The 26,930-nt window shown below is 58.3% G+C and carries 21 protein-coding genes and 1 pseudogene; 8 read left to right on the forward strand and 14 right to left on the reverse strand.

Going from position 1 to position 26,930, the window contains the following annotated elements:
• Positions 1 to 311 precede the first annotated feature (311 nt).
• The 3 genes and pseudogenes from VGI36_14440 to VGI36_14450 form a co-directional block, all read right to left on the reverse strand.
• Positions 312 to 1,298 (reverse strand): annotated as a pseudogene (locus tag VGI36_14440) (phosphotransferase).
• Positions 1,267 to 1,713 carry an SUMF1/EgtB/PvdO family nonheme iron enzyme gene (locus VGI36_14445; GenBank protein ID HEY2486347.1) on the reverse strand — a complete coding sequence of 149 codons (447 nt, stop codon included), beginning with the start codon at positions 1,711 to 1,713 and terminating at the stop codon, positions 1,267 to 1,269. Before VGI36_14445 ends, VGI36_14440 begins: the two are co-directional and overlap by 32 nt.
• A 721-nt stretch (positions 1,714 to 2,434) precedes the next feature.
• Positions 2,435 to 4,219 carry a radical SAM protein gene (locus VGI36_14450; GenBank protein ID HEY2486348.1) on the reverse strand — a complete coding sequence of 595 codons (1,785 nt, stop codon included), beginning with the start codon at positions 4,217 to 4,219 and terminating at the stop codon, positions 2,435 to 2,437.
• Between the two features lie 666 nt (positions 4,220 to 4,885).
• Here VGI36_14450 and VGI36_14455 point away from each other — a divergent pair.
• Both VGI36_14455 and VGI36_14460 read left to right on the forward strand, forming a co-directional pair.
• Positions 4,886 to 5,572, forward strand: a complete 687-nt coding sequence (locus VGI36_14455) for a TetR/AcrR family transcriptional regulator (protein HEY2486349.1) — start codon at positions 4,886 to 4,888, stop codon at positions 5,570 to 5,572.
• On the forward strand, positions 5,548 to 7,161 hold the full coding sequence (locus tag VGI36_14460; protein ID HEY2486350.1) for an FAD-dependent monooxygenase: 1,614 nt from the start codon (positions 5,548 to 5,550) through the stop codon (positions 7,159 to 7,161). The genes VGI36_14455 and VGI36_14460 overlap by 25 nt, the downstream gene beginning before the upstream one ends.
• A gap of 118 nt (positions 7,162 to 7,279) precedes the next feature.
• Here the strand turns inward: VGI36_14460 and VGI36_14465 are convergent, their stop codons facing one another.
• Both VGI36_14465 and VGI36_14470 read right to left on the reverse strand, forming a co-directional pair.
• On the reverse strand, positions 7,280 to 7,897 hold the full coding sequence (locus tag VGI36_14465) for an MSMEG_1061 family FMN-dependent PPOX-type flavoprotein (GenBank protein HEY2486351.1): 618 nt from the start codon (positions 7,895 to 7,897) through the stop codon (positions 7,280 to 7,282).
• A 21-nt stretch (positions 7,898 to 7,918) separates the two neighbouring features.
• Positions 7,919 to 8,314: a RidA family protein gene (locus VGI36_14470; protein HEY2486352.1), complete on the reverse strand. Its 396-nt coding sequence runs from the start codon at positions 8,312 to 8,314 to the stop codon at positions 7,919 to 7,921.
• A gap of 197 nt (positions 8,315 to 8,511) precedes the next feature.
• Here VGI36_14470 and VGI36_14475 point away from each other — a divergent pair, with 197 nt between their 5' ends.
• The 4 genes from VGI36_14475 to VGI36_14490 all read left to right on the forward strand — a co-directional run bounded on the left by VGI36_14475 (position 8,512) and on the right by VGI36_14490 (position 12,446).
• On the forward strand, positions 8,512 to 8,703 hold the full coding sequence (locus tag VGI36_14475; GenBank protein HEY2486353.1) for a hypothetical protein: 192 nt from the start codon (positions 8,512 to 8,514) through the stop codon (positions 8,701 to 8,703).
• 250 nt (positions 8,704 to 8,953) lie between these two features.
• Positions 8,954 to 9,244 carry a hypothetical protein gene (locus VGI36_14480; GenBank protein HEY2486354.1) on the forward strand — a complete coding sequence of 97 codons (291 nt, stop codon included), beginning with the start codon at positions 8,954 to 8,956 and terminating at the stop codon, positions 9,242 to 9,244.
• 26 nt (positions 9,245 to 9,270) lie between these two features.
• Complete coding sequence (locus tag VGI36_14485; protein HEY2486355.1) at positions 9,271 to 10,038, forward strand: SDR family oxidoreductase; 768 nt, start codon at positions 9,271 to 9,273, stop codon at positions 10,036 to 10,038.
• Positions 10,039 to 10,733: 695 nt separating this feature from the next.
• Complete coding sequence (locus VGI36_14490; GenBank protein HEY2486356.1) at positions 10,734 to 12,446, forward strand: amidohydrolase family protein; 1,713 nt, start codon at positions 10,734 to 10,736, stop codon at positions 12,444 to 12,446.
• Between the two features lie 322 nt (positions 12,447 to 12,768).
• On the opposite strand, the gene VGI36_14495 is transcribed toward VGI36_14490, so the two are convergent.
• The 7 genes from VGI36_14495 to VGI36_14525 form a co-directional block, all read right to left on the reverse strand.
• Positions 12,769 to 15,207, reverse strand: coding sequence for a CoA transferase (locus tag VGI36_14495; GenBank protein HEY2486357.1), 2,439 nt, complete (start codon positions 15,205 to 15,207; stop codon positions 12,769 to 12,771).
• 134 nt (positions 15,208 to 15,341) lie between these two features.
• Positions 15,342 to 16,502, reverse strand: coding sequence for an acyl-CoA dehydrogenase family protein (locus VGI36_14500; GenBank protein ID HEY2486358.1), 1,161 nt, complete (start codon positions 16,500 to 16,502; stop codon positions 15,342 to 15,344).
• A gap of 22 nt (positions 16,503 to 16,524) precedes the next feature.
• Positions 16,525 to 17,307, reverse strand: a complete 783-nt coding sequence (locus VGI36_14505; GenBank protein ID HEY2486359.1) for an enoyl-CoA hydratase-related protein — start codon at positions 17,305 to 17,307, stop codon at positions 16,525 to 16,527.
• 105 nt (positions 17,308 to 17,412) lie between these two features.
• Complete coding sequence (locus VGI36_14510; GenBank protein ID HEY2486360.1) at positions 17,413 to 18,327, reverse strand: hydroxymethylglutaryl-CoA lyase; 915 nt, start codon at positions 18,325 to 18,327, stop codon at positions 17,413 to 17,415.
• Positions 18,328 to 18,382: 55 nt separating this feature from the next.
• The gene (locus tag VGI36_14515) at positions 18,383 to 18,655 is read right to left on the reverse strand and encodes a glutathione S-transferase family protein (GenBank protein ID HEY2486361.1); all 273 of its coding nucleotides are present in this window, start codon (positions 18,653 to 18,655) and stop codon (positions 18,383 to 18,385) included.
• 4 nt (positions 18,656 to 18,659) lie between these two features.
• Positions 18,660 to 19,136, reverse strand: coding sequence for a glutathione S-transferase N-terminal domain-containing protein (locus VGI36_14520; GenBank protein HEY2486362.1), 477 nt, complete (start codon positions 19,134 to 19,136; stop codon positions 18,660 to 18,662).
• A 470-nt stretch (positions 19,137 to 19,606) separates the two neighbouring features.
• On the reverse strand, positions 19,607 to 20,368 hold the full coding sequence (locus VGI36_14525) for a glucose 1-dehydrogenase (GenBank protein HEY2486363.1): 762 nt from the start codon (positions 20,366 to 20,368) through the stop codon (positions 19,607 to 19,609).
• Positions 20,369 to 20,533: 165 nt separating this feature from the next.
• On the opposite strand from VGI36_14525, the gene VGI36_14530 reads away from it, so the two are divergent.
• On the forward strand, positions 20,534 to 22,360 hold the full coding sequence (locus VGI36_14530; GenBank protein HEY2486364.1) for an NAD(P)/FAD-dependent oxidoreductase: 1,827 nt from the start codon (positions 20,534 to 20,536) through the stop codon (positions 22,358 to 22,360).
• Between the two features lie 522 nt (positions 22,361 to 22,882).
• Here VGI36_14530 and VGI36_14535 read toward each other — a convergent pair.
• Positions 22,883 to 24,067 (reverse strand): CaiB/BaiF CoA-transferase family protein, encoded by a 1,185-nt coding sequence (locus tag VGI36_14535; GenBank protein ID HEY2486365.1) that lies wholly within the window; start codon positions 24,065 to 24,067, stop codon positions 22,883 to 22,885.
• A 924-nt stretch (positions 24,068 to 24,991) separates the two neighbouring features.
• Between VGI36_14535 and VGI36_14540 the strand changes: the two genes are divergently transcribed.
• Positions 24,992 to 25,144 (forward strand): hypothetical protein, encoded by a 153-nt coding sequence (locus VGI36_14540; protein HEY2486366.1) that lies wholly within the window; start codon positions 24,992 to 24,994, stop codon positions 25,142 to 25,144.
• Positions 25,145 to 25,443: 299 nt separating this feature from the next.
• Here VGI36_14540 and VGI36_14545 read toward each other — a convergent pair whose 3' ends face one another.
• The gene (locus VGI36_14545; protein ID HEY2486367.1) at positions 25,444 to 26,208 is read right to left on the reverse strand and encodes a methyltransferase domain-containing protein; all 765 of its coding nucleotides are present in this window, start codon (positions 26,206 to 26,208) and stop codon (positions 25,444 to 25,446) included.
• Positions 26,209 to 26,930 lie beyond the last annotated feature (722 nt).

Genomic DNA, 26,930 nt, shown 5'->3' on the forward strand with positions numbered 1-26,930 from the left:
TACTTGTCGCGGTATCACCCGCGTGCCTTTCACGGTGCTTGCGGCCCTTACTGGTAGGGATTGGGTTTTTTCGCTCGCGCGAGTTTTTCTCTCGAGTGGATGGCCATGCTGCTCTACTTGGCGTATGCCACGGGTTCTGCGGGGTGAGAGATCATCAGTTCACTGGCCGCCCTTGATCCCTTCGAGCTCGGAGCGACTCGGCATAGACCTGAGCCGCCGGATTCGCCCAAATAGAAATTGAGCTCCTCGGAGCATACGCAGTCAGCGTTGACAGCATGTACAACCGGGGGCGCTGTAAATTGAAATTCCGTCTAATCTTTCAGTTCCTTCGCTTCCCACTCACGGACGAGCTTCAGCCAAAAGTCCCAGTATGAATCACCCAACACGCCCCGACCGAGGAACTCTGCGTTGGCGGTGTGAAGGCCAAGTAGCCACAGGTGACGCGCCGCAACGAACCACGGCAACGCGTCAAGATCAACTTCACGCAATTCTCTCCGTTCCCGGTAAGCATCGAGGAAAGGCTGCCAATTCTGTGGCAAGTTCCGGATCTGCAGAGCCCATCGATAAACCGCAATATCGTAGGCCCTCCAGCCGAACCTACCGCAGTCGAAGTCAAACATCGTGATCTTGTCTCCGTCGCACGCGGCATTTACTCCATGCAGGTCGCCGTGACACAAGCCAAAGTCTAGGTCGCTCTGAACGGAATCTATCTTTTGCGCGACTCTTTACGCGAGACGCGCGAGATACTCGTGGTCCTCGCGACGGTGCTGGAGGAAGGGGATAATCGTGCTCAAGGGATGCTCGATCAGATGCTGCAGGTCGAGAACAAATCGCGGATGAGGGCTGGAGAAATCGTCGGTTCCACGATGCAGGTGGGCACATGCAGCCCCAAAAGAGCGGGCCTGCGTCTCGCTGTGATTCCCCGGTTGCGCACCCTCCGCATAGGTGAACATAACCGCATAACGCGATCCTTCAGGATGTTCGATCGATGAAATGAACTCGCCGTCTCGTCTTGCTAATGGCGTCGCGACAAGAATGCCCGCTCGGTCGCAATGCCCAAGAACATCGAGTTCGAACAGGATCTCGGACCGTGACCTCCAGCCTTGTCGATAGACGCGAAAGACGAAACGCCCGCCGGCGGTCTGCACTCGAAAGGTATCGTTCAACAGTCCTCCACCCACTCGAAAGTGTTCCCGGCCATATTGTCCAGGTCGAAGGCGTTGGGTCGGTATGCGCCGACAGGGTCCGCTGCTGCAATCGCGGAAATTAGTACAGGCACACAGGCGCAGCTTCGTCACCCCACCAGAGAGCGGTCCTTGAACCCGCCCGCTCGGCGTATTCGAATTCGGACTCGGATAGGAGCCGATACTGATGCTGGGCCTTTTCGCTCAACCATTTCACGTACGCCTGCGCATCGTCCCAGTTCACACTTACTACGGGATCGCGGCCATTTCGGCTGGAGCCGGCGACCTGCCACGCGGTATCTTCGGAATACCCACTCTGGGCCACGAACTCCGCAAACTCATCGAGCGTGATCATGTCTCTCGCCACCGCAAATGGTCGGCGAATCCTGACTAAATGTTGCGGATGGCCATAGAAGCTGTCGCCCATGACGAAGCTTCCGGCGGGTATCACGACCATCTCCGGGCATTCAGCGCAGTCGAGAAAGGTCGCGCCTGACCGCAATTGTCGGACGAAGAGCACGCACCCCATAGCTACGACAGCCAGTGCCGCGAAGCGTGCAAAGGAAGATGCGAATGCCGACAGGCGATCCTTTCGGATCGGACCGCCAGATGTCGGTGAACAGAGCTGCTTTAGGGCTCTTACCACCTGAGGATCTCGATCGACCCGGCTCTCTAAGACTCGATGCCCAGGGGCATATCGTTCCTTTTGTAGTCCAACGAAAAGTCCTCGAATCAACCCCAATGAAATCAGAGGGATGACCGAATTGAGACTGGGGTTCTGCGGACCAGCATCGACTAACGACAGAGTCCCAACCCATCCCGAAGGGCCAGTTCGACTGGCCGTACGCAGGATACTGGCCGGTCGAATTTCTGTGCGAAAAGGGTCTGGGGCTCTGTCACCAATCGCGGCCAAAGTCGAGAAGCTGCGTCAGCGCCTGAAGCGAGAACGCAAGGAAGCTCGATTGTGCTCTATCCAGGGGGAGAGCACGGATTCATCATCCTTCTAAATTTTAATTACGTTACGAATGCCTTTAATTGGCGAACACATACAGCCAACTCACCTCCATAGGTCATCAGCATAAATTCGTACCGGTTGAACCAGACTTCCGAGTCCTCGGCCGCGCCGAAACCTCGCTGCACAAGGTTCGGTAGCTTCTGATCAATCCACTCGCGCACAATGCTGCGCCTTGTCGTCTGGCAGGGCGACGAAACTTCCGGTGTTGAAGTTCGCGCTATTCGGTTTTTGCTTCTTAGGCCTGCCGCAACGCCATAGCGCGCGATCGCGCCAGATCAGCTGCGTGGCGGGCCGCGTCGGTCGCTTGATAGAGCTCGAAATCGTCGTCAAATTCCCCGTCACTTACAGGGCGTAGCGCTACGTCCGTATAATTCTTCGATGCGGGATCTTTTTCGATCTTGCGGCGCAACCGCTCCAGCCGCCACAGGAACCAGAGGGCTGGCAGATAAGTCGTCGCCATCTCCCGCGCACGGCGCGCAAAAAACCGGATTACATTCTCGCGGGGGAATCCGGGACGGCGCTGGCTGCGCCGTTTGCGCCGGAGGATACCCCCCTGCAGCGGATGAACCCGCTCGTAGGCGTGGCTTGCGTAGAAATAGAAGATCATCGACGTCATGCGTTTGGTGCGAATGCCGCTGGCGACCGCGCGCTTGATGAGCGTCTCGATATGCTCGGGTGAATAGTACAAGTGCCATGCGCGCTGGTAGATATCCTCCCATTCGGCCGCCTTCATGCGGGGATGATCTGTCGTTGCGTGTTCGACGTCGTACTTGTTCGTATCAGCTTCCATACGCTCGCCGCGCAGATACATCTGCTGATGATCTTTCGAGCCCGGCAGCGGAGTCAGCATGAAGAATTCCATTATGTCGATTGGAAGCTCGCGCTGAATGATGCGGATGTCGCGAGCGATAGTCTCCGGGGTGTCGGATGGAAACCCGAGGATATACCCCGCGTAGGTCAACACCTTGGCGCGCCTCCACGCCTGCAGCATCTTCCTGTACTCGGTTATTCGGTTCTGACCCTTCGATGCACCTTTCAGGCTGGCAGGATTGATATTCTCCAGCCCAATGAAGACTTTTTTGCATCCCGCGCGCGCCGCCTTCTCTACGAAGTTGGGAATTTTGTGACACAGTGTGTCGACCTGCATGATGATATTCACTTTCAGCCGGTCGCGGCGCTTCAGCACGATAATGCGGTCGAGAATCGCCTCCCAGTTCCTATTCCGGGCAAAGTTGTCGTCGGTGATGAAGAAGCTCCGGACACCCTGCGCTGCATGCGCACGAATCAGATGCTCAATGTCGTCGGCGCTGCGATGTCGCGACTTGCGCCCCTGAACATTGATGATGGTGCAAAAGCTGCAACTAAAAGGACATCCGCGCCCCGCGTCGAAGCATCCGAGCGCTCCGGCGTATCGTTTGACGTATTTGAGCGGAAGGAACGGCAGCGGCTGGCTTTCGACTGCCGGCAAATCGTTCATGAAATCGTAGAGTGGCTGCAGGCGATTCTCGTAGGCCGCTGCCAGCACTTCTTCCAGCCGGCCCTCTCCCTCTCCCGCGAACAAGGTGATTCCGAGCGCGAGGGCTTCTTTTATCTCTGGCGGCATCTCGGGAAGCATCGCGACGCAGCCGCTAACGTGAAAGCCTCCGATCGCAACCTGGATCCCCGCGTCGCGCAGGTCCCGGCCAATATCAACTGCCCGCGCGAACTGGTTGGTCTGGACGCCAACCAGCAGCACAATGCCTCGGTTCGAGTTGCGCGCGAACCTTCGGATGATGGACCGCACCGGAACTTTCTGGTTGGTTTCGTCGTACGCTTGAATCTCAAGAGCCACGCCCGCCCCAAGGATCTCCCGAGCACGTGCGTCTTCGACCAGCCCGTAAATGCTCGACAACGAATTCGACGGTACGAACCCGCGCCACCATTGGATTACGTAGCCGTCGTCGTCGTAGTGCGACGGCTTGATCAACTCGACCAGAAATCTGCCGCGGTCGCGCCTGCAGGGAATCGCCGTTGGTGCCACCATGTGCCTACAAAAATTTTAACTCCTAACCACGTTACGGTCGTCTAAGACCGGCGGCGAGATCATGTCGCCGATCGCCTACGAGTGCCTCGGAAGTCCGAACCCATTCTCGGCCGACGCCAGGGTCCGAATCCGGTCGCACTAGCCGGGATGGGCCTTCAGCACTCCGCGCGAGTCAGATATTTGGTCGAGATGTTCGCGCCTGAATGAATCCAATCGGCCGCTCTAGGGACGCGCTTCCGCTTGAGTCGCCTCAAACCCTGCATTGAGCTGGCTTTGTTGTCAAGCGTTCGGCAGGTTATCTGAGTCTGGAGTCAGTAAAGCTCTCAGGAATCCATAAAGCCTGCAGGGGTCAATAAAGCCCGCGGACAGGCCCGCGTTACCCAGCGCTACCGAACCCGAACACCATCTCCCCTTGATAATCGAGAAAAAACTGTCGCGATCCTCACACCGCCACCCTCCCACCCGGGATCGAGCGTGTCCGCGCGCGGATCCTACGAATATGGGCGAATCGGGGTGTCTTCCCGTTCGGACAATTAAGTAATTAGCAATCTTCCCACCACAAAGGATCTTTCCGGACAGCTCGTCCGAAACTACTCAGTTTTGACCGAACGCTTGACGCACACGACAAAATCGCTTAATCAATCAATTATTTGATTGAATACCATGGGACGTGCTACCGCATTGGGCGAGGCTTCCGCGAACCGGGGCGATGCTATTCTGCGCGAGGCCCTGCGTTTGTTTGCTCAGCGCGGGCTCCACGCTACCTCGATGCGAGATATCGCGCGGGCGGTCCGGCTAACCGAGGGTACGCTCTACCACTATCACGACAGCAAGGCTGCGATCGTCGCCGCGATTGTGGAGGAAAACTTCTTTAAGGCCGGGGAGCTCGCCACGGCCCTCGCAAGACGAGCCGGGTGCTCGTTGTCAGAGCAACTGATCACAGTGGCTGAAAGCTTCTATGTGGTGCTAAGTGAAAATCGCGCCGCGACCGCGTTTTTCCTGAGCGAGGCCTCTCGCCTATCGCCGGACGCGTCGACGACGAAGATCAGAAAACGCTTTGGTGCTTTATTTGGCGAACGGGTTGAGCGGCTTGCCAAACACTTGGCGAACCTGAAGCCCGCTGGCGATCCTCGCCTCCTGGCGGCGCACTTCTTTGATTCGCTCGGATCTTTTTGGATTCTAGAGGCTATCGTGGCCAAGAGCCCTCCATCAGAGGCGAGGTGGCGGACCTACGCGACATCGATCGCTCAGTTGATTGCGGCAAGCTGTGCACAGTCCGGGAGAGTTAGTCACTGCTCCGTGAAACCGACGACGGGTAAGTCACAATGGCAAACCAAATCGAAACGGTGAATGAGACTTCGGTGTTTATCGTCGGCGGTGGGCCGGTCGGTCTCGCGATGGCGCTGCTGTTCGGTCGCTTTGGAATAGATTGCGTGGTTGCTGAGAAGAGTCCCACCACTACCGATCATCCAAAATCGCGCGGCTGCCTGGTTCGTACCATGGAGTTGTTTCGTCAGTGGGGGATCGAGGCGGCCATTCGCGCGCGCGGTCTACCGGACAACTCCGACGTGTTTGCCTTCGTAGAAAGCGTCAACGGCAAGGAGTATGGACGCACGCGGCCTGAGCCAGATTTGGGACAGACACCGGCCTGGAAATGTATCGTCGCACAGGATGCGGTCGAGACGGAAATACTGAATGCGTTGAAATCTTCGCGACGCGCGCGAGTACTATTCTCAACCGAAGCCGGGTTGCTCTCGGAAGACTGCGATCGGGTGAATGTAAAAACTCGCTCACTCGAAACCGACAAGGAAACGAAATGGTCGGCAAGCTACCTGATCGCGGCGGACGGAGCGGCCAGCCAGATCCGGCGCGACGCCGGAATCGAGATGGTTGGTCCCGCAACCCTTGCCGTAATGGCTAATGAGTACTGGCGTGGCGACCTTTCGCGCTTTGAATCGGCGCGGAGAACGACGGCGTTCTTCATCACTTCGATGGAGCCAGGCTCGCTTCCATCTACTATTCTCAACACCAACGGGCGCGACCGGTGGTTGACACTCTTTTCTCTGGGTTCAGATGAAGGTGCGCGACCGCGAGACGATAGACAACTAGCTGAATTTATTAGGCGGCAGACCGGCGTAGCCGACCTCAAGGTAGAACTGATCAGTCGGTCGGTTTGGAGGATGAGCCGGCAGGTAGCAGCGCAGTTCAAGCGGGGTCGGATTTTTCTAGTGGGCGACGCCGCCCATCGCTTTCCGCCAACTGGCGGCTTCGGGCTCAATACCGGCGTGCAGGATGCCCACAACCTCGCTTGGAAAATTGCTTTTGTGCTGAAGGGTTTGGCCTCGGGGAACTTGCTCGAAACTTACAACGCCGAGCGCAAGCCGGTGGCGGAGTCGAACGCAGATTTCAGCCTTGGCAATTCGGTTCGCTTCCCGCTCGTCGCCGAGGCGATCCGTTCGGGTAACGCAGACCAGATCGCGTTCCGGATAAATGACGTTGACAACCATCTGCATAGTATCGGCCAAGCGCTCGGGTTCACCTATGAGGACGGCGCAGTAATCCCAGATGGAACAGCGCCAACTGCACACGATACCCGCTACTACCGGCCGACCGACCGGCCCGGTGCGCGTTTTCCACACATGTGGCTCGATCTGACTCGACAGACTTCGACCCTCGACTGGTTCGATCAACAGTTTGTTGTGGTTGCTGGCCCGATGGGCAACGAATGGAAGGAGGCGGGCAAGCGAGTGTCGGAGCGAATCCACCTGCCACTGGGGCTGCACACTCTACCCTCTGCGAATCCCGAAGACGGATTTCAAGTGGGCTTGCGCGGCGCGGTGCTGGTGCGTCCCGACGGCCACGTCGCTTGGAGGATGCCCTGGCTTCCAACCGATCCCGATCGAGAACTGACGCAGGCACTCGCGAGGCTGCTGCGCTGACCGACGCCTTAGATACGTGCAAAATGAAGCCTCCCTGGCAGCCTTCTCGTACGGTCGACCAAAGACGGGAATTGTCCTCCGAGTGATTGCTGGGCACCCCGACGCGCCGCCCTTTTTTCTAAAGATTCTCCCGATAGTCGCGCTCGATCGCTTCGTCGATCTGCTTGGCAACGTCGTCGCTCGCGCCGGTCTTGGCTGCGAACTGTGTGCCGAACGAGACTATCTTGTGCGGAGTCCAGGTCTCGGGCTTCCAGAGCTGGGAGCGCAGGAAGGCCTTGGCGCAGTGGAAGAAGCACTGCTCGATGTGCACCCGGATGGCGAGCTTGGCCGCCGCTCCTCGTGCGGTAAGCCGCTGGCATACCGCGGGATCGGAGGTTAGTTCTGCGGTTCCGTTGATGCGCAGCGTTTCATTGGTGCCCGGGATCATGAAGATGATGCCCACGTGCGGATTCCTCAGGATATTGCGGTAGCCAAACGCGAGCTTGTTGCCGGATCGCTCCGGGATGAGCAGAGTCCGGGAGTCCTCGATCGCGACGAACCCGGGATGATCGCCCTTGGGGGACGCGTCTTGGTTGCCTTCACGATCCGCGGTCGCAAGCACGACGAACGGTGAGCGCCTTATGAAATCGCTCGTGATTTCGTTGAGCTCGCTCACCACCTTGAGCTGGACCATGGAATGCGGGCTGCCGATGATCGCGCGAAGCTGTTCCTCAGTCGTTATCCGGTGATCACTCATCATCGTTCTCCGTCCGTCTGACTAGCCGCGCATCCTCGCGATCACTTTGACTTCGACGAGGCCGCCCGGCACCGCGAGCTCGGTTATCCCAATTGCAGTCCAGGCCGGATATGGCTCGCTCACGTAGCGATCCTTCGCCTTCATGAACGTGCGCATGTTCGCCTGCAGGCCGACATGGAATGAGGTGATATCGACGACGTCACGGAAGGAAAGCCCGGCAGCCTCGAGCACTCCCTTTATACCCTCGAATGCCTGCATAAATTGCGTCTCGGGATCGGACGACACCTTTCCGTCGGGACCCATGCCAATCACGCCGGAACAATAAAGATGATCCTTGTCCTTCACCGCAGGGGCGAAGTGAAAATTGCTGTAGAGGATTTCCTGACCTCTGGGGACAACGACGTCACTCTTTTCCATCGCGGTTCTCTCCTCGTGCTGGTTCAGAATTCGGCCTTGAATGATGCCCGATCGCCACCCGCGGATGACCCGCGCGCTGGCGTGATCTTGATCATGCGCAGGGTTGCGTCCTTGAAGAATGGCGCTTCAAAGGGCGCCTTGGCAAGGGACAATGCATCGCGTGAGCTTCCCGGTCGCGGTGTTCGGAGGAGAGGGCCATGTTTCAGAGGTTACTGCATGCGGCGCTCTTTTTTCTCGCGATCCTGACGATTTTGACCACTGAGGCTGCCGTCGGAATAATATGCTCGCTTCCTCCCTCGCCTGCCCTGGCACCCGCTAGACCAGTCATCGACCACTACTTCGCGGTGTCGGTGGCCGATCCTTACCGCTACATGGAAAACCTCGCTTGACCCGGAAGTTCACGAGTGGATGCAGGCCCAGAACGATTACACACGTCGGGTGCTCGCCAGCATTCCCGGACGCGCGAAGCTCTTCGCCCGAATCAAGTTGCTCGATTAATCGGAGCCAGCGGAGATACTTGCCGACAATCAGCCGTCGCGGTAAGTGGATCTTGAGTCTCATGCGCGGAGGTCATGTCTTATGCGTCTCTTTCGTTTATATACTGGTGCCGATCAGCAATCTCATGTTGAAGAACTGAAGATGGAATTCACGCCGGGACAGATCGCTGAGCAAACAGCGCTGCAGCCGGCAAGTGGTGTGATGTTCACGCGGATGGCTCCCGGCGCATTCGTCGATTGGCACAACGCGCCTCGCCGCCAGTACGTCATTACGCTTGCCGGTGGCGTTGAGATCGGGCTAGGCGACGGCTCTACCCACCAGTTTGGACCCGGCGAGGGAATTCTGGCGGAGGACCTGACCGGAAAGGGACACACGACGCGGGCTATCGGCGACCAGTCTCGCCTCATGATGATCGTCCCGCTGAAAGACTAGCTTCGACCGGGTAAGAGGAGGCGCAGATGAGTTCCGATCTCTCCGACAAAGTGGCGCTGGTGACTGGAGGAGCGTCGGGAATTGGCCGCGCATCGGTTCTGGCGCTGTCAGGCGCCGGTGCAGCGGTCGCTGTGCTCGATCGTGATCGAGCAGGAGCGGACGCGGTTGTCGCTCAGGTCAAAGAGGCAGGCGGACGTGCATCCGCGATCATGACCGATCTCTCACAGACGCAGCGGATCAGCGAGAGCGTCGCGAGCGTGCTCCGGGAGTTCGGACGAATCGATTTTTTGATTAACTGCGCGGGAGTCGCGGGAAAGTTCCAAACCTTACTTGAGATAGACGATCACAACTGGGACTTCGTGCACACCGTAAACCTGAAGGCGCCGATGCTGCTGATGCAGCAAGTTGCGCGTCACATGATCGATCGCGGTGGCGGCGGTCGCATAATCAACATCAGCTCCAGTTCTGCGTTCCGCGCGCGCAACTCGCCGATTGCCTATGCGACCTCGAAGGCCGCCATAGTCCAGTTGACGCGCAGTGCTGCAGCCGAGTTGGGACGCTACGACATCAACGTTAACGCGATCGCGCCGGGAATAACGTCGACCGCGATGACGCAGACGATCGGCGATGCCGACGCGCTGCAGCGCGTCGCCTCGAGCGGTCCGCTGGAGAACCTGTTTCATCGGGTTTCGCAACCCGAAGACGTCGCCGCGGCGGTTTTGTTTCTCTGCACTTCAGGTAGTCGGCAGATTACCGGTCAGACCATCCACACCAGCGCCGGTGCTGTGGTTTGAGTGATTGATTCCCTGGGAACCTCCGCAGCAAGGAGCGGTCCCCAATTGCCCCACCGGCTTTTCCAGCACCCTCGCTCGCAAAAGAGCGGGCGAGGAGCCTTTGAATTGGCCTTTGCGCCATGAATTTATCTTGGGTGCGAACTACCAACCAACTTCGCTGAGATTGCTCGCCTACTCGCGACGTCGAGGGACTTGGAAAAAGTTTTCGGTCGGTGCTATTGAGGCCGTATCGGGGAAGCACGTCGTGGCGGATTCTAATCGGGATTCGGATACTCAAGCAGGCCGCATCGAGACCTTTGACGCGATTGTGGACGGCGCAGGCGTTCCGGGCCTCTACCAACTTTACCGCTTACGCGAGCAGGGACTTAAAGAGCGATGCGTCCAAGACGGCAGCGGTGTTGGCGGCACGTGGTATTGGAATCGCTATCCCGGCTGCCCCTTCGACTCGGAGAGCGAAACCCACGCGGCTGTTCGTCTCCAAAAAACTGCTGCAGGAACGGGAGTAGAAGGAGCACTATTCCGGTCAGCTAGAGAACGAACGCTATTTGAATTATGTGGCCGACAAGTTTGAATCTGCGCCGGGATATCCAATTCAACTCCCGAGTCACCGCCATGGTGTACGACGAGAAGGCGAGTCGCTGGTACAAAGGGTTCGCTTTGAAGTGACGCATCCTCGACAACGGAGGTCGCGGGAAATGCACGATCAAGTAATTCGCAATGGGAAAATCGTTGATGGCACCGGCGCCCCCGCGTTTTACGGCGACATCGCGATCGATGACGCGAACATCGTCAGCGTAGGCGGCAAGGCAGGCGCCGGACGCAGCGAGATCGACGCGAATGGCCTGCTCGTAACGCCTGGTTGGGTCGATATTCATACCCACTATGACGGTCAGGTTGCATGGGACCCCTATCTCTCGCCTTCGAGCTGGCACGGCGTCACGACCCTGGTGATGGGCAATTGCGGTGTCGGCTTTGCGCCTGTTCGGCGGGGGCAAGAGGACTTCCTTATCAGCATGATGGACGGGGTCGAAGACATCCCAACCGAGACCCTGAAAGCCGGCATCAACTTCGAGTGGGAATCCTTTGGCGAATACCTTGACGCGTTGTCACGAATGAAACGCGTGGTTGACGTCGGCACCCATGTGCCGCATTGCGCGGTGCGCGCCTTCGTGATGGGCGAGCGGGGCGCCGCGAATGAGGAAGCAACGCCCGACGACATCGCTCAAATGGCCGCGATTGTTCGGGACGGCGTCAAGGCAGGCGCACTGGGCGTCAGCACCTCGCGCACACTGGTGCATCGAACGCGCGATAAGGCCTATGTCCCCGGAACCTTCGCGGGCGTCGACGAAATGCTGGGGATCGGGCGCGCTCTCGGCGAGGCCGGCCGAGGCGTGTTCGAGATCATCACCGATGTCACGGGTCCCGATGCTGATTTGCAATGGATGGCACGACTCTCGATCGAGACCGGACGACCGATCAATTTGGCTGCGCTAATCAGCCGCCGTTCCGGAATGAAAATGCGGGAGGTCCTCGATCTGATTCGGCTAACCAACGCAAGCGGTGGGCGTATGGTATCGCAGGTTGCGCCGCGGTCGGCTGCATCGCTGATGAGTCTGCAGAGCTCGCTACATCCGTTCAGCACGCATCGCAGCTATCGGCAATTAATGAAGGGACTGAACTTCGAGGAACGCGTGGCCAAATTGCGCGATCCCAACGTCCGAGCGCAAATCCTGCGTGACAAGCCAGCGGTTCGAGAGGAACAGACGCTCGCCATGGTGAGCCACTTCCATCAGCATTTCCCGCTTGGCAATCCGCCTGACTATGAGCCAAGCGCGGAGATGAGCATCCTCGCCCGCGCCCAGCGTGAGCGCAGAGCGCCGGAAGAGATCGCTTATGACACGCTGCTCGAGCGCGACGGTCTTGGCATCATTTATATGCCGCTGGCGCTGAAGGACTATTCCTTCGACTCGTTGCGGCCACTATTGCTCGATTCCGCGACCATCATGTCGCTGAGCGACGGAGGCGCGCATTGCGGAGTGATTTGTGACGCTGGAATGCCAACCTATCTGTTGACGCACTGGGTGCGCGATCGGCAACGCGGCGAACGGATTCCGCTGGAAGCTGCGGTCAAGCGCCAGACCAAAGATACCGCCGAACTCTACGGCATGACGGATCGCGGGGTTCTCGCCCCCGGGATGAAGGCGGACCTCAACCTGATCGACTTCGACGGCTTGCGGCTGCACGCACCGGAGATGGTCTTTGATTTGCCGGCCAATGGCCGTCGATTCGTTCAGCACGTCGACGGCTACAAATACACGCTGGTCAGCGGCGAGGTGACCTACCAGGACGGCAAGCCAACGGGAGCGATGCCCGGTAAGGTCGTGCGCAGTGCGAACCAGCACGCGTGACGATCGCGGCTAGGCGATTTGTCCGCCTGCACCCTAACCTCTAGTTAGTGGAGCGGGCCGCCGTGCCCGTGGATAGTTGCGCGAGTGTTCCCGCACTTTCCTTATCGCGACCACTTGTGAGACTCGAAACCAACCCTCATCCCTCGAGAGAAAACTACAGCCTCATGTCAGGAGAGGTCGCGCGGCGTTTTTCTTCGCAGGCTAGAGACAACGGCGAGGGGCCCGCAAACCTTTGAGTTCTGCGACTCCGGAAACATGGCTGTTATTTCCCGCCTTGACGTTTCCTCGCTACTCGAACTAAACGCGGCTTCCGCGAGGTCGTTCACTCGAGCGCCTTGTGCGTCTGCAGCGCGCTAATTTCCGCGGTGCTCAAGCCGAGTATCTCGCGCAGAACGTAGTCGTTGTGCTGGCCGATTTGCGCGCCGGGCCATCCGACGGCGGCCGGCGTGCGCGAAAACACCATCCGTGATCTTTCATAAGGCACCGAACCAAATTGCGGATGCTCCAGGTAGATGATGTGATCGCGGTCCTTGAGCTGCGGATCGTCGAGAACATCCGCACAGTTTGATACGCGATGGGCGGGGACTCCCATGCTTTGCAAAAGCTCCTCCAGCGCCTCCACCTCCAAGTCTTTCGTCCATGAGCCGATCACATCATCCAGCGCCGCCCTGTTCGCGATGCGATCGCTGGCCGTGGCAAACCGGCGGTCTTCGGACCAGCCCCGCTCCGAGGCTCTGCAGAGCGCGCGCCACACATCGTCGGTCGGCGCGGCCAACGCGATCCATCGATCGGTACCGATGCACGGATAGACCCCGGTCGGCGCATACTCCGGCAGGGCATTGCCCATGCGCGACTGGATTCGTCCGTTGACCGTGTAGTCGAGCACCGCTGGACCAAGCAGATGTATCGAGCACTCGGATTGAGAAAGGTCGATGTACTGGCCTTGCCCCGTGCTCCGCTTGTGATCGACGGCCGTCAATAATGCCGCGACCGTGAACCTCGGTGCGACATAATCCGTGTACGCGCTATACGGTGCGGCGGGCGCGCGATCGGGCCATCCCGTCAGTTCGCCAAATCCCGACATGACGGCGCCCATCGTGCCGTAGCCGGCGAGCATCGCCGCGGGGCCCGTCTGTCCGCTAAGGCAGGAGCTGAGCATTATCAAGTCAGGCTTGATGTTCCGCAAGGCCTGATAGTCCATCCCCCACGAACGCATCACTCTTGGGGAAAAATTCTCAACTACTACGTCGGCCCATGTGACCAGCCGAAGAGCAATTTCCCGCGCCTCAGGAACCGCGAGATTGAGCGAAACATCGTACTTGCCCATGTTCGCATTGCTGAAGCCAGCGGAGCGATCGAGGCCGGATCGGCCATCCTTGAACGGTCCAACCGTGCGATACGTATCGAGCTTCTTTGAGCTTTCGATGCGAACGACCGTTGCGCCATAGTCCGCGAGATAACGTGTGGCGCCCGGTCCTGCGTATGCCCAGGTGAAATCCAGTACCTTGAGGCCGTCGAGCGCACCTTTCGAAGCCGCGCTTGAGACGGGCCTGGCCGGATTCGCTGTGGCCCGCCGCTCGCCGGCGATCTCGCTCGTGTGCTCACCTAGTAGTGGTGGCCTCCGGCGATAGCGAAGCGGTGTCTCACTAAGCTTCGCGAACGGACCGGGATAGACAACTTCTTTGCCAAACTCCGGATGCTCAATGCTGGTCCAGTATTCGCGCGCTTCGAGCTGCCTGGCCCGAACCATGTCGGCGGTATTGCTCACGGGAACGAGCAGGATTCGCCGCCGTAAAGCCTCATCGAACAGTTCCGTCTTGGTCTGGCTGAGCGTGAAGCCCTCGATACAATCCATGCAGCGGTTGTACTCTTCGAGAGATTCCTTCCCGCTCACCAACAGCCCGCCGTATCTGATCCAATCCTTGTCCCGCGTCGCTTCATCGCAAAAACCTCGTTCGTGAATCCATTCAAAGAGCCTGCGCGTCGGCCCGCCGAGGACGGGGCCGAACGAAAACGTGATACTCACGTGGCCGTCTTTGCACGGATAGACGAAGCGAGTTCTAATCTTGCCGACTTTGAGTCCGCCTCCCATCCGCTCGGCCGGACGATCGTGCCAACCAGTAGCGAGCACGTTGAACTGGGTCGTCATCATCATCGCTGTTTGCGCGGACACATCGATATGCTGTCCAAGGCCGTCGCGTTCGCGGGCACTCAGCGCGATAAGAGCGCCCGCAGCCGCTTCGATGCCCGCGTGTAGGTACGATTGAGGGACCGACGTATGCACCGGTGGCCGGTCTTCATCGCCGGTGATTAGGAGCGCGCCGGATGCTGCAGTCACTGTGAGATCAGTGGCCGCCCATCGCGCCTTCGGTCCCTTTTGTCCGAACGGAGTGATCGAAATGACAATCAGCAGCCGATTGATCTCGGCCAGCGTACGATAACCAAGGCCGAGTCGATCCATGTAGCCGGGAGAGAATGACTCGATCAGGATATCGGCCGTGTTCACCAATTGGAGCAGATTCTCTCGGCCTGCCGAGCTTTCAAGATCGATCGTGATGCTGCGTTTGTTGCGGTTAAGCGCCCAGAAATTGAGGCTCTGATCGACGTTCTTCCCATCGCCACGGAAAGGCCCGATCTTGCGCGCACTCACGCCTCCGGGCGGCTCGACCAGAATCACATCGGCGCCAAAGTCGCCCAGCACTTGCCCACAAATGAGCGCGCCCGCATCGGTAAGATCGAGAACTCGGTATGAGCTCAACATGTCCCCGCCTCCATGCTCTGCAGGCGCTTCCTCTTCGGCTGTGAGATAAGGAAATTCACAGACTACGTTCATCCATTTCAGCCAGGATGCTCTTCAAATCCTGGCCGACTAGCAACACGCGAGCTAAAAGTCTCTCAATACGATCGTGGCATTCGGAGCACGTGCTCACCCACGAAGCTCAAAACCAGATTGTTCGAAATCGGCGCCGTGCGGTACAGCCGCGCTTCCCGCCACTTGCGCTCCACGTGGTATTCCTTCGCGAAGCCGTATCCGCCCAGCGCGTTCATCGCGGCTTCGCCCGCCTCCCACGCCGCCTCGGATGCGAGGTACTTCGTCATGTTGGCCTCCGCCCCACATGGCAGGCCGGTGTCAAAAAGCGCCGCCGCCTTGAACCTCATCAGGCTGGCCGCCTCGACGGCGACATGCGCCTTGGCGATGGGAAATTGCACGCCTTGATTCATGCCGATAGGCCGGTCGAATACGCGTCGCTCGTTCGCGTACTTCACGGAGTATTCGACAAACCATCGGCCGTCGCCAATCGATTCGCTGCCTACCAGGATGCGCTCCGCGTTTAGCGAGCTCAGCACATACGAAAATCCCTTTCCTTCCTCGCCGATAAGCGCCTCGCGCGGCAGCACCAGGTTGTCGATGAAGAGCTGGTTGGTCCCGTGATTCACCATCGTAGCGATAGGGACCGCCTTGATTGCGTCTCCGCTCTCTTTCAGGTTGACGAGAAACAGGCTGATTCCGTCGGTCTTCTTCTTGACCTGATCAAAAGGAGTGGTGCGCGTGAGCAGCAGGAGTAGGTCCGAATGCTGATAGCGCGAGGTGAAAATTTTCTGCCCGTTTATGACGTACTGATCGCCCTCGCGCCGCGCGAACGTTTTGATCCGTGGCGTCTCCGAACCAGCATCCGGTTCCGTAATTCCAAATGACTGCAGTCGCAGCTCGCCCGATGCGATCGCGGGTAAATAGCGACGCTTCTGCTCGGCCGATCCGTGCTTCAAGATAGAAGCCATCGTGTACATCTGCGCATGGCACGCCACCGCATTGCCGCCGCTGCGATTGATCTCTTCGAGAATGATCGATGCCTCCAGCATCCCGAGTCCAGCCCCGCCGTATTCCTGCGGAATCAGGGCCGCGAGCCAACCGGCCTGGCTCAGAGTTTTGACGAATTCATCGGGATAGGCGCTCTTCTCATCGCATCCGCGCCAATACTCATTGCCGAAACGCTCGCACAGGTCGGCGACCGCCGTACGGATTTCCTTTTGACTCTCGGTCAACTCAAAATTCATGGCTTCTCCGCCGCGCGCCGATTCACCGATTCTTCCATTGAGGTTTTCTTTTTTCGTTGAAGGCCGCGATTCCTTCCAATCGGTCCTCGCTGCCGATCAGGACGTTGTAAGCGGCGATGTCGAGCGCGTATGCGGTGGCGGAGTCGCAATCCTGGCCGCGACTCGTCGAGAGCTTTGCCATCCGAACTGCCATCGGCGCGCTATCAACGATCTGTCCAGCTGATTCGAGTGCGCTCTTGAGCGCATCGCCTGCGGGAACCACCCGATTGACGAGACCCCACGCGTACGCGGTCTCCGCGTTTATTGCGAGCCCGGTATAGATCATTTCGCGAGCCCGCCGCATCCCGATACTGCGCGCCAGTTTCTGCAGACCTCCTCCTCCCGGCAGAATTCCTCGAGTAACTTCCTTGAGCGCAAACTGGGCCGTCGCCGACGCGACGATAAAATCGGCGCCAAGGGCAATCTCGCAGCCGCCTGCAAACGCGAACCCTTCCACCGCGGCGATTATTGGGATCGGAAAATCCCACATCGCTTTGAACATCTCTTCGATCAACTGATGCTGCCGCCGCCATTGGTCGTTGCTCATGCCGTTGCGCTCTTTGAGGTCACCTCCCGTCGAAAAAGCGCGGCTTCCGGATCCCGTGATAACCCCGCATCGAAGCGCTTCGTTGTGGGCCTGTTCGCGAAAGAGATTAAGGAGCTCCTGGATCATGAGCGTGTTCATCGCATTCAGGGCGTCAGGACGATTCAGCGTGACCACCGCGATACGCGAATCGCTCAGCCAATCCAGCTTCAAAGTATCCATCTGTACTGACTCCAGAATTTTACTGCCGCGGCTAGCCCATGAAGGCCATCAATGGAGAAGCGGGCATAAAGACCGAGCTGGATAGCCATACGGCAGCGACGCCATTTACGCGAGTGGCGGAGGTGCAGGCCAGCATGGACCGGCCTTCGGCAACATCGCCGGCAACGCATGCTGAAGTAATTCCTCAAACCAGCGCGAGGTCTCGATCAACTTTTCAAGATTGATGCCGGTATCAATTCCGATTCCTTCCAGCATGAAGACCAGGTCTTCCATCGGGATATTGCCGGTTGCCTTCGGCGCAAATGGGCAGCCGCCCGCGCCTCCCGTTGATGCGTCCAGCACATCAGCGCCCGCCTGTACGGCGGCGTAGGCGTTGGCCAGTCCGATGTTCCGAGTGTTGTGTACGTGGATGCCGACACGCACGTCGGGAAATTCGCGCCGGGCGCGTAGCACCATTCGTTCAATTTGCGGCGGCACCGCCATCCCAACGGTATCCGCAAAATCCACTTCCGCCGCTCCCGCCTCGACGAATTTTGTCGCAAGCCGCATGACCCGCTCGGGACTTACTGCACCTTCAAAGGGACAGCCGAACGATGTAGCGATCGTGCCGGTGAGTTCTACAGCGTCGCCGCGCGCACGTTCGAAAATCGGCACATAGGACGCCATCGTTTGATCAGGCAGCGCATTCGCGTTCTTCTGATTCATCGTGTCCGTCGCCGCGACTACCAGCCGGATGTAACGAGCTCCGGCGTTTACTGCGCGCTCGTACCCGCGATCGTTGAGCACCAGTACGATCGGCCTGAGATCGGGAATCGTTGACGACAAGCTGAACACCTCTTCGGCGCCCGCCATCTGCGGTACCCATTTCGGACTGGCGAACGACGCTACTTCGATCCACCGGAGTCCGGCCGCGGCAAGTCGCCTGATCAATTCATGCCTTTGCGCCGCGGACAGAGAGGTCTTCTCGTTCTGAATACCGTCTCGCGGCGACACATCGCATAGAGTGATTTGGTTTGCCATGTCGTTTCCTTTGCCGGTTCCGCTCGTTGGTTTGAACGCGCGTTTTACCGTCCTCCTATGCGCCCTTCTGAGGCGGCGGTGAAAACGGTAGTGGCATGCCCGCGGGCAATCCGAACTCGTCTGAGCCGCCAGGCAGCGCTGCCTCGGCGGCGCGCTCAAACGCCGGTCGTGACTCTACTTTGCGCTTCCATTCGGCGATGTGCGGATAGTCAGCAGCGTCAATCCAGACCAGTAGTTTGGCCCCTCGCACCGCGTAATGCATCATGATGTCTGCAGCGGTAAACTCAGCGCCTCCGAAGTACGGGTTCTTCGAAAGATAGTCTTCCACGTAGTCAAAGACCCCCAAGAGATCCGACTAGGGCTGGTTTGTCGATGGGTTCTCCAAACCTATAGCCAACTGTCAGTATCGCAGTGACTTCGACGCCGGTTGCGAGCGCCACAAAGCGGTCGGTCGCCATCCTGCTCATGGCCGTCGCCTCAGCAAAGTGCATCCACTGCGTGTACTTCAGGTAATCGTTTGCTTTTACCGGAGGAATCAGGCGCCCTCTTCCGTATCGTGCGACGAGGACGTCCAAAATCGCCCCAGACTCGACTATGAATTCTCCGCCAAGGCGGATCGTCGGGGCCATTGGCATCAACGGATACTCCTTGCGCAGTTGCACCATCGATCCGAGCACGTCCCCGGGCTTGAAAATCAGATCGTAAGGAATACCCAGTTCTTCACATAGCCAGATGACACGAAACGAACGGCGTCCCTCTATATGATAAATCGTTACCCTTTCGGTTTGAGCATCACTGGTTGCAACCATAGCTTTCCTCTATTGGCCTCAGTCGGTCGAAAGGGTAACCGGGCCAGTGCGACCCGCCATATAGTTCAGGAACTGCAACACGTCGGGGAGCATCGTATACGGCGAGATGTGATCCTCAACTCCGCAGAGCGGAATCGAAGCCGCGAGGCTCGACCATCTCAGCGAGCGCGAAATCTTCCTCGTAGATCTGCCAATCGGCTTTTTGCGCGCGAAGGTAATCCTGGAAAATGATCGATACGCCAAGCTACACAATGAATCCTCCATGGTGAATCGCCGACTGGAGCAATCAGTGCTCGCTAAAGCGTGGGGAAAGCGGGACTCCATCAACAGAGAACCTCGCACAATTCTCAGCTACCCGGATCGAAATTGACATGCAAACGGTCTGTGCTGGAATTCTAATCCAAATTTGAACGGGTGGTGACGAAGAGCGACCACCCGAGCAGTCACTTGGGCGAAGTTGGGAACTAAGGTTACCGCGCGACCCAGGCACCATCGATAACCAAAGGATGACCGGTGACGAACGATGATGCATCGGACATAAGCCAGAGCACGCCCTCCGCAATCTCCTCCGGCCTGCCCATACGCCCGATCGGTTCGCCGGAGGTAAGCTCCTCTTCCGTGATTGATCGATTGTCGAGCAAGCGCTCGACCATCGGCGTCCTGATAACGCCAGGGCATACGCAATTGACCCTGATCTTCTTCGTGGCGAATTCAAGCGCGGCGGTGCGCGTGAGTTGCACTACACCACCCTTGGAAGCGTTGTAGGCGGGCAATCCTTCGAAGCCGACCAGCCCTGCAATCGACGCGGTGTTGACGATATTACCGCCACCGGTTTTGAGCATCGCCTGGATTTCGTACTTCATGCACAACCAGACACCTTTCAGATTGATCGCGACTACCTGATCGAAGAGCTCTTCTGAACATTCGGCCGTGTTCGCCATCTTGCCTTCGATTCCGGCGTTGTTGAACGCGCAATCGATACGGCCATGGCGTTTGACAGTCTCGCTCACCATCGCTTCGGCCTGTCCCGCGATGGAAACATCGGCCTCAATGAAGCCGGCTTCGCCGCCTGCCTCTTTGACCATCCTAACCGTGCGCTCGCCACCTTCAGGGATATAGTCAGCGATCATGACCTTCGCGCCTTCGCCCGCCACTCTGAGCGCGGTGGCGCGGCCGATTCCTGAGCCACCACCGGTTACCAAAACGATCTTTCCCTCTAATAGTCCCGGCATGATTTGCACCTCCAACCGCGTTTCGGCGCGTAGATGACTTTAGGAGCGACTCCAGACGATTTGCAAATGTTCCTCGGTCGCGAGGGCGTGATCTCCTCGGTTCTCCGTGCGCTGGCGAAAAAGCCGCTTCGGGTGCAACAATCTGCCCACGAGGAGGACTGACTCATGAGTGAAGCCGTCACTGAACCTACGCAGGGGCAAGTGCCAACCGCCCACGAGCTGGGCTTCGACCCGGGGCTACTGCGGGAGAAGTACGCCGCCGAGCGTGCCAAAAGGCTACGAGCCGACGGCAACACTCAGTACCAGGAGATCAGCGGACGGTTCGAGCACTTCAACGTGGATCCATACGTCGAGCCAGGCTTCGCGCGCGCCGCGCTGTACGAAGAACTTGAGGTCATGATTATTGGTGGCGGCTTTGGAGGGATGCTCGCAGCAGTTCGGTTGCAGGAGGTCGGGATCAACAACTTCCGCATAGTCGAGAAAGCCGGCGATTTCGGCGGCACTTGGTATTGGAATCGTTATCCCGGTGCTCAGTGCGACGTCGAGGGTTACCTTTACCTGCCCCTACTGGAAGAGACGGGTTACATTCCCAAAGAGAGATACTCGTTCGCGCCGGAGATCTTTGCCCACGCCCAGAGGATCGGCCAGCGCTTCCATCTGTACGAGAAAGCCTGCTTCCAGACGAAGATAAAAGAGGCGCGTTGGGATGATCAGGCGGGACGCTGGACCGTGACCACCGATCGTGGCGATATATTCAAGACCCGCTTTGTGATCATGTCGAGCGGGCCGCTGAACAAGCCCAAGTTGCCCGGAATCCCTGGGATTGAAAAATTCAAAGGGCATACCTTCCACACGAGTCGCTGGGACTACGACTACACCGGCGGGAATACCACTGGAGGCTTGGACAAACTCAAGGACAAGCGCGTCGGAATTATCGGGACCGGAGCCACCGCGATCCAGTGCATTCCCCATCTGGGCATGTGTGCGCAGCAGCTCTACGTATTTCAGCGCACGCCGTCCTCTGTAGACGAGCGGAACAATACCCCCACCGATCCCGAATGGGCGAAAAAGCTGAAGCCCGGCTGGCAGGAGTATCGTAACCGCAACTTCACCGCCCTTCTGGATGGAGTGCAAATTGAGAAGGATGAGGTCCGGGATAAGTGGACCAGCCCGCTCAAGAAACTTGGAGATCTGATCTCCAGCAGGAATGACTCGACCCTCTCCGCCGAAGCGCGGATGGCTCTGGCCGAGATCGCCGACTTTCAAAAGATGAACGAGATTCGGGGCCGCGTGTCTTCAACGGTGAGAGATTCGACGACGGCCGAAGCGCTGAAGCCCTGGTTCGGGCAATGGTGCAAGCGGCCGACCTTCAATGATGAATACCTGCCGACTTTCAACCGACCAAACGTCAAGTTGGTGGACACCAGCAGCAAGGCCATTGAGCGAGTGACTGAGCGCGGAGTGATAGTGGACGGAGTCGAATATGAAGTGGACTGCGTTATCTTCGCCACCGGGTTCGAGGTTGGGACCGCGTACACCCGGCGGGGTGAGTTCGCGATGTATGGCCGTGATGGCCTCTCGCTCGCCGACTATTGGGAGAATGGAATGCGGACCTTCCATGGCTTCCTGAGTTGCGGCTTTCCCAACTGCTTTCATATGGGGCTGACGCAGACCGGCCTGACGGCGAACTTTACTTACATGCTCAACAAGCAGGCTCATCACATCGCCCGACTCATAACCCTGGTCGATCGGCGTAACGCAAAATCAATCGAGCCAACGCCCGAAGCCGAGGCAGAGTGGGTGCGGATCGTTAACGGCACAAACCCGATGACGAAATACCAAAGCGTCTGCACGCCGGGCTACTACAACGGTGAGGGGACAGGCGAGGGTGGGTTCCTACAAGCCGTGTACCCCCAAGGCGCGTTAGCCTTTTTCGACCTGCTGTCCCGCTGGCGTGAGCAGGGTGATTTCGAGGATCTCGTTGTGAAGTAGTTTGTCGAGAAGCATACGACCTTGTTGCGGTGCTTCTGCGGACGCGCGCACGTTAACATGGGCGCGGTCCAGCCGTCCGGTTTATGCCGGCGTTGCGAAGTTAGTCAGGCCATTCTGTCACAAGCCCGTGCAGCAGCCGGAACCGCCGGTCCTTATGTCAGGACCGATAAGCACGCGCTCAGGTGGGTCGCGCGATTGGCGATGCTTACAACCCGGTCTGCTTTCAAGCCGACAGAGCGGTGGGTTACATGTGCAAGCAGCTAGCCGGACTCGAGGAGTAGCTCGCGAAAGTTGGCCGCGACTTCGGCCAACTCGACATCACCGTAATGATCTTCGTTGCCCGATGAACCTACGCGGACCCAAGAGATTATCGGTGGGATGGCTGAGACTGGTATTCAGCGAATGGTCGAAGTGAACGCTATAGAACCCGCTCTCCGGCGTCGGCGATTATCGTGGCAACGCTCGATCACCTCGCGAAGATCGCTCTGCAGCCGGCTCCAGGCGGACGCCATCCGGGACAACTCAAATGACGCCATCGCGGCGCAATTTGACAACTTCGTCCGCGGAAATACCGAGGCGTTGCAGGACTTCTGCGGTGTGCTCGCCAAGTTCGGGGACATGCGGCGAGATCTCATCGCCGTGCAGACCGGACATCTTTATGGCGGAACCGAGAACCTTGATGTCGTCGTGATCGCCGATGGTCCCATTGCGGACAACGTGACGTTCGGGAAGTTCGGGATCGGCTGCTACTTCCTCGATTTCACGCACCGGAGCGCACGGGATTTGGTTCGCGAGGAGAAGCGTGACGAGATCGTCACGTTTTTGCACGCAAGACCATTCTCCAACCATAGCGTCAATCTGGTCCACTAAGTTGAAGCGGCTCCGATGATCCTTGTAGTCGGGATGGCTAATGAGGTCCTCGCGGTTCATCAGCCGCGCAAGTTGATGCCAGTTAGCTTCAGTTAGGCAGTAAATCCAGATTTCGCCATCGGCACATGGATAGGTATTGCAGGGACAGGTTGTGGGATGGCGGTTGCCAAGGCGGCGAACTTTGAATCCGTCCTGGACGACACCGATCGCCCCGTTGATCGCGGGCATACACACGTCGAGCATCGCAACCTCAACCTTACGGCCACGGCCGGTGCGCTCCCGTTCGAGGAGAGCCGCGAGGATGCCCGCGGCAAGATGCATCCCGGTACTGGTGTCGATGAGCGCGGCGGTAACCCGGACGCCAGGGCGGTCAGCATATCCGGTCATGCTGATGATGCCAGAGGCGGCCTGGATGGTGAAATCCATCGCGCCCAGCTCGGCGAAGCGACTGTCGCGGCCGTAACCCTTGCTGGAGGCGAAGACTAGGCGGGGGAAGCGTGGCGCAAGGTCGTCGTAGCCGAGTCCGAGCCGTTCCAGCGCGCCGGGTGCGTAGTTTTCGAGGAGGACGTCCGAATCGGCGAGCATCCGGAAGAAGATATCCCGGCCGCGCGGATCTTTGAGGTTAAGGGAGACCGACTTCTTGCCGGTATTGAGCATGAGGAAGCCGTAATTGGTGCCGTGTTTTGCGGGCGGACGTGTCCGCAGAAGCTCGCCAGATCCAACAGGTTCGACCTTGATGACTTCAGCGCCGAAATGGGCCAGTTGGAGGCCGCAATAGGGACCCGCGTAAATTTGCGCGAGTTCGATGACCCGATAACCGTCCAGTGGCAGACTCATGCAAGTTCCTTTTGACCCTCATCCTTCAGACGTGTCCCGACCATCTGTTCGAGGGTCTTCTGCAAACTGAGCGACGGCGGTCTCTTTTAAGGCAACCTATTCAGAGTAGAAGACCCTTGGAACATCACCTTTCAGTTCTCCCTATAGGAACCGTCGCATATCAGGGCGCGGCGTTTTCAACCTGAGGCTTCGTCCTCAATGATGGGATGTCTCCCGTGGTGAGGTGACTGCGACCGGTATGACCGCGGCCAAACATATTGTCAAGAAGGAGTCACCAGCTGCGGGAGAGGCTGCCAGCGGGTCATTCGCCATCAACAGTTTTGCGCCAGCGACCCCAGCGGCGGCGAGGCAGTCCTCAGCGCAACGGCTTCGCGCTACAAGGCGTGAAAGGGGCTGCTTGAAAACCGGCTTGCTGGCTTCGACATTCACGTCAATGTCCTTCGGCATCTCCACTAACGGAGAGCAATGGGATCCATGAGGATCTTCGGTTCATAGTCGAGCCGCTGATGAACCCCGCGGTAGACGGCTGCTGCTTTGCTGGTGCTACTCGGTTTATCGTTCTCTATTGCGTCCTCGCCCTGCGAGACTCCCTGAGGGTTCGTTTCAATGAGCGGGTCCTGTTAGACCCACACATCGGTGATTTGCTCTTCGAATGGTCAAGAAACCGATGCTCGATTTGGTGCCCACCCTATTCCACTGTGGAATACCTCGCGCCGAGAACCAATCCACCGCCTCGCGGCGAATTCGCCATCATCGCGTAGAGCTCAGCGCCAATAGCTCGCCGAATCACGAGAGCGCGACCTTCTATCAAGATTGCTCGCGGACCGCTGGAGCGAAAAGGGACAGTTCTGCGACGGTGCTCCAGACGCCGATTAGGTCCTCCTGCGCGACAACAACTGATTGCACTTCGGCCGAGAGTGGCAGATGAGCCTCAAGTCTGGCGTGTACTTCTTGTTCGAGTTGATCCAATTGGAAGTCATTTTCTGCGGTCGCAATCGTGAGATGAGGAATCACCTCGAGGAATTTTCCACCATAGGGCGGAGTCTCTGGAAACGCGCGGTGGATGGCCTGCATTAGCGTGCGCAGCGGACCGTTATTTTGGACTTTCAGGTAGAGAACTCGATCTCTCGGGAAGCGTCCGATTGCTGAGAACGTTATTGGAAATGCCGCGCAGTTCGCAATTATGGCTCGAACTGCATCTATGTCCCGATCGTCTAGAGGAGGAGTCCGCCAGGGATACAGAAGAGTAACGTGGGGCGGTATTCTCTTAGCCTCGATAGCGTCACGCCAAGGGGAAAAGAGATAAGTAAAATCCGAGAACTGAAGATCGATTGAGCTTTCTCGGGGCTTGTCCACAGCTGCCCTTTCACCAAGTGCTACGGCTTGACTCCCACCGTGATGAAGAATGTGACGGCATAGAAGAACTTTTCGTCTCGAACCGTCTCATCGAATAGTTGCTCCCAGCGGTCTGCCTCGTCCGGTGCGATGTATTGGTGTCGTGCGGCCATCCGTGGCCAGGTTCTCAGACCCATCACGCTATCGACCGCGGCTGGATCTCGAACTGAAAGCGTGAGCGATTCGACCCCAACGGAAGCAAGTCCAGCGTCATGAAACATTCCGGGCGTTTGATGCGAAATCGTACCATTGCGGAGCTGATGATCAGCTCGATAGCGAAGAATCCTTGGCGCTAGCACCTGATCGGAGAATTCCATGACCTGAGTGTCGTAGTCGGGATCGACTGTTACGATGCGAGCACCTGACCTGCTGACTCGGATTATTTCACCAAGAGCGCGCCGGGGATCGAGGAGGTGCTGAAAAGTGCGATCGGCTCGAGTGCCATCGAACGTCTCGTCGCGGAACGGAAGTTCCGCGGCTTCGCAGACAGACGCTGGAATCTGGCTTCGCCCATGGCAGACCTTCGCCATCGTCAGGGACCTGTCTATGCCTATGACAGTGCAGTTCGCGCTCGACGCGATAGCGAACGCATCGTCACCGGCTCCAGCGCCCACATCGAGGTAGTGTCCGCCGTGGCGAGGTTCTAGCAACTCCAGACAGCGTCGCTTGTAAGTGGCGTAAAATGGCTCGGCCGCGAGCTTGTCAGGCACGGCGACCCACTCGGTGGGATCTTCTTGCTTGTCCACAGCCGTGAAGCCATGCTCGGGCTTTACTGTCATACAAAAGACAAACCGTTCACAACCAGAGATGTCGGTAGCGCACTGGTCTGACCAGAATGACCAGAATTCGGCTACAGCGCGATCCACTACCCGATAGAGACCATACTCGACTGCCGACGCGGTAGAGCGAGTTCTAGTCGGTGTCAGGCGCCAGAATTCCGCGGAAGAAGCTGTCTATCCCCTCCTATTAGCGAGACTTCTTCGGGCAGGTTCTCGATACGAGAAAATTCAACTACACACTTACCTTCGAGCCTGGCCAGCTTCCTCCCGTAAAGGCCTTCTGGTCGGTGACGATGTACGACGGGAAGACCGGTTCCTGGTCGAGAACCCTCTCAATCGCTATCTCATCAACTCAATCATGCTTCCCGAACTAAAGAATGGAGTGGATGGAAGCATCACACTGTATCTCCAGCACAAGTCTTCTGGCGGAGATCTAGAATCGAACTGGCTGCCACGCGGGACGATGGCTCTGGTTATGCGCCTCCATGTGCCGAGACTGGAAGTCTTGAACGAAGCTGGACGGCACCCCAGATCCGCACGTCAGGCCCTGTGTGACCAATCACCAAAGCTCTCCTTCCGAAGCGAGAACGGCGTCTTGCGCGACCCGTCACCGACCGCCTGGTCAAGCGCTTACGCGCGCCGCGATGCGGCTGCGGGTCCGACCACGAGCTGATACCGGGCCGGCTCTC

The sequence above is a fragment of the Candidatus Binataceae bacterium genome (assembly GCA_036495685.1).
Classification (GTDB): Bacteria; Desulfobacterota; Binatia; order Binatales; family Binataceae; genus JAFAHS01.

Bases quoted from the DNA above. Each gene is read 5' to 3' on its own strand.
- VGI36_14445 (HEY2486347.1), bottom strand. From the start codon at position 1,713: ATGGGGTGCGTGCTCTTCGTCCGACAATTGCGGTCAGGCGCGACCTTT.
- VGI36_14455 (HEY2486349.1), top strand. From the start codon at position 4,886: ATGGGACGTGCTACCGCATTGGGCGAGGCTTCCGCGAACCGGGGCGAT.
- VGI36_14460 (HEY2486350.1), top strand. From the start codon at position 5,548: ATGGCAAACCAAATCGAAACGGTGAATGAGACTTCGGTGTTTATCGTC.
- VGI36_14465 (HEY2486351.1), bottom strand. From the start codon at position 7,897: ATGAGTGATCACCGGATAACGACTGAGGAACAGCTTCGCGCGATCATC.
- VGI36_14470 (HEY2486352.1), bottom strand. From the start codon at position 8,314: ATGGAAAAGAGTGACGTCGTTGTCCCCAGAGGTCAGGAAATCCTCTAC.
- VGI36_14475 (HEY2486353.1), top strand. From the start codon at position 8,512: ATGTTTCAGAGGTTACTGCATGCGGCGCTCTTTTTTCTCGCGATCCTG.
- VGI36_14480 (HEY2486354.1), top strand. From the start codon at position 8,954: ATGGAATTCACGCCGGGACAGATCGCTGAGCAAACAGCGCTGCAGCCG.
- VGI36_14485 (HEY2486355.1), top strand. From the start codon at position 9,271: ATGAGTTCCGATCTCTCCGACAAAGTGGCGCTGGTGACTGGAGGAGCG.
- VGI36_14490 (HEY2486356.1), top strand. From the start codon at position 10,734: ATGCACGATCAAGTAATTCGCAATGGGAAAATCGTTGATGGCACCGGC.
- VGI36_14495 (HEY2486357.1), bottom strand. From the start codon at position 15,207: ATGTTGAGCTCATACCGAGTTCTCGATCTTACCGATGCGGGCGCGCTC.
- VGI36_14500 (HEY2486358.1), bottom strand. From the start codon at position 16,502: ATGAATTTTGAGTTGACCGAGAGTCAAAAGGAAATCCGTACGGCGGTC.
- VGI36_14505 (HEY2486359.1), bottom strand. From the start codon at position 17,307: ATGGATACTTTGAAGCTGGATTGGCTGAGCGATTCGCGTATCGCGGTG.
- VGI36_14510 (HEY2486360.1), bottom strand. From the start codon at position 18,327: ATGGCAAACCAAATCACTCTATGCGATGTGTCGCCGCGAGACGGTATT.
- VGI36_14520 (HEY2486362.1), bottom strand. From the start codon at position 19,136: ATGGTTGCAACCAGTGATGCTCAAACCGAAAGGGTAACGATTTATCAT.
- VGI36_14525 (HEY2486363.1), bottom strand. From the start codon at position 20,368: ATGCCGGGACTATTAGAGGGAAAGATCGTTTTGGTAACCGGTGGTGGC.
- VGI36_14530 (HEY2486364.1), top strand. From the start codon at position 20,534: ATGAGTGAAGCCGTCACTGAACCTACGCAGGGGCAAGTGCCAACCGCC.
- VGI36_14535 (HEY2486365.1), bottom strand. From the start codon at position 24,067: ATGAGTCTGCCACTGGACGGTTATCGGGTCATCGAACTCGCGCAAATT.
- VGI36_14540 (HEY2486366.1), top strand. From the start codon at position 24,992: ATGAGCCTCAAGTCTGGCGTGTACTTCTTGTTCGAGTTGATCCAATTG.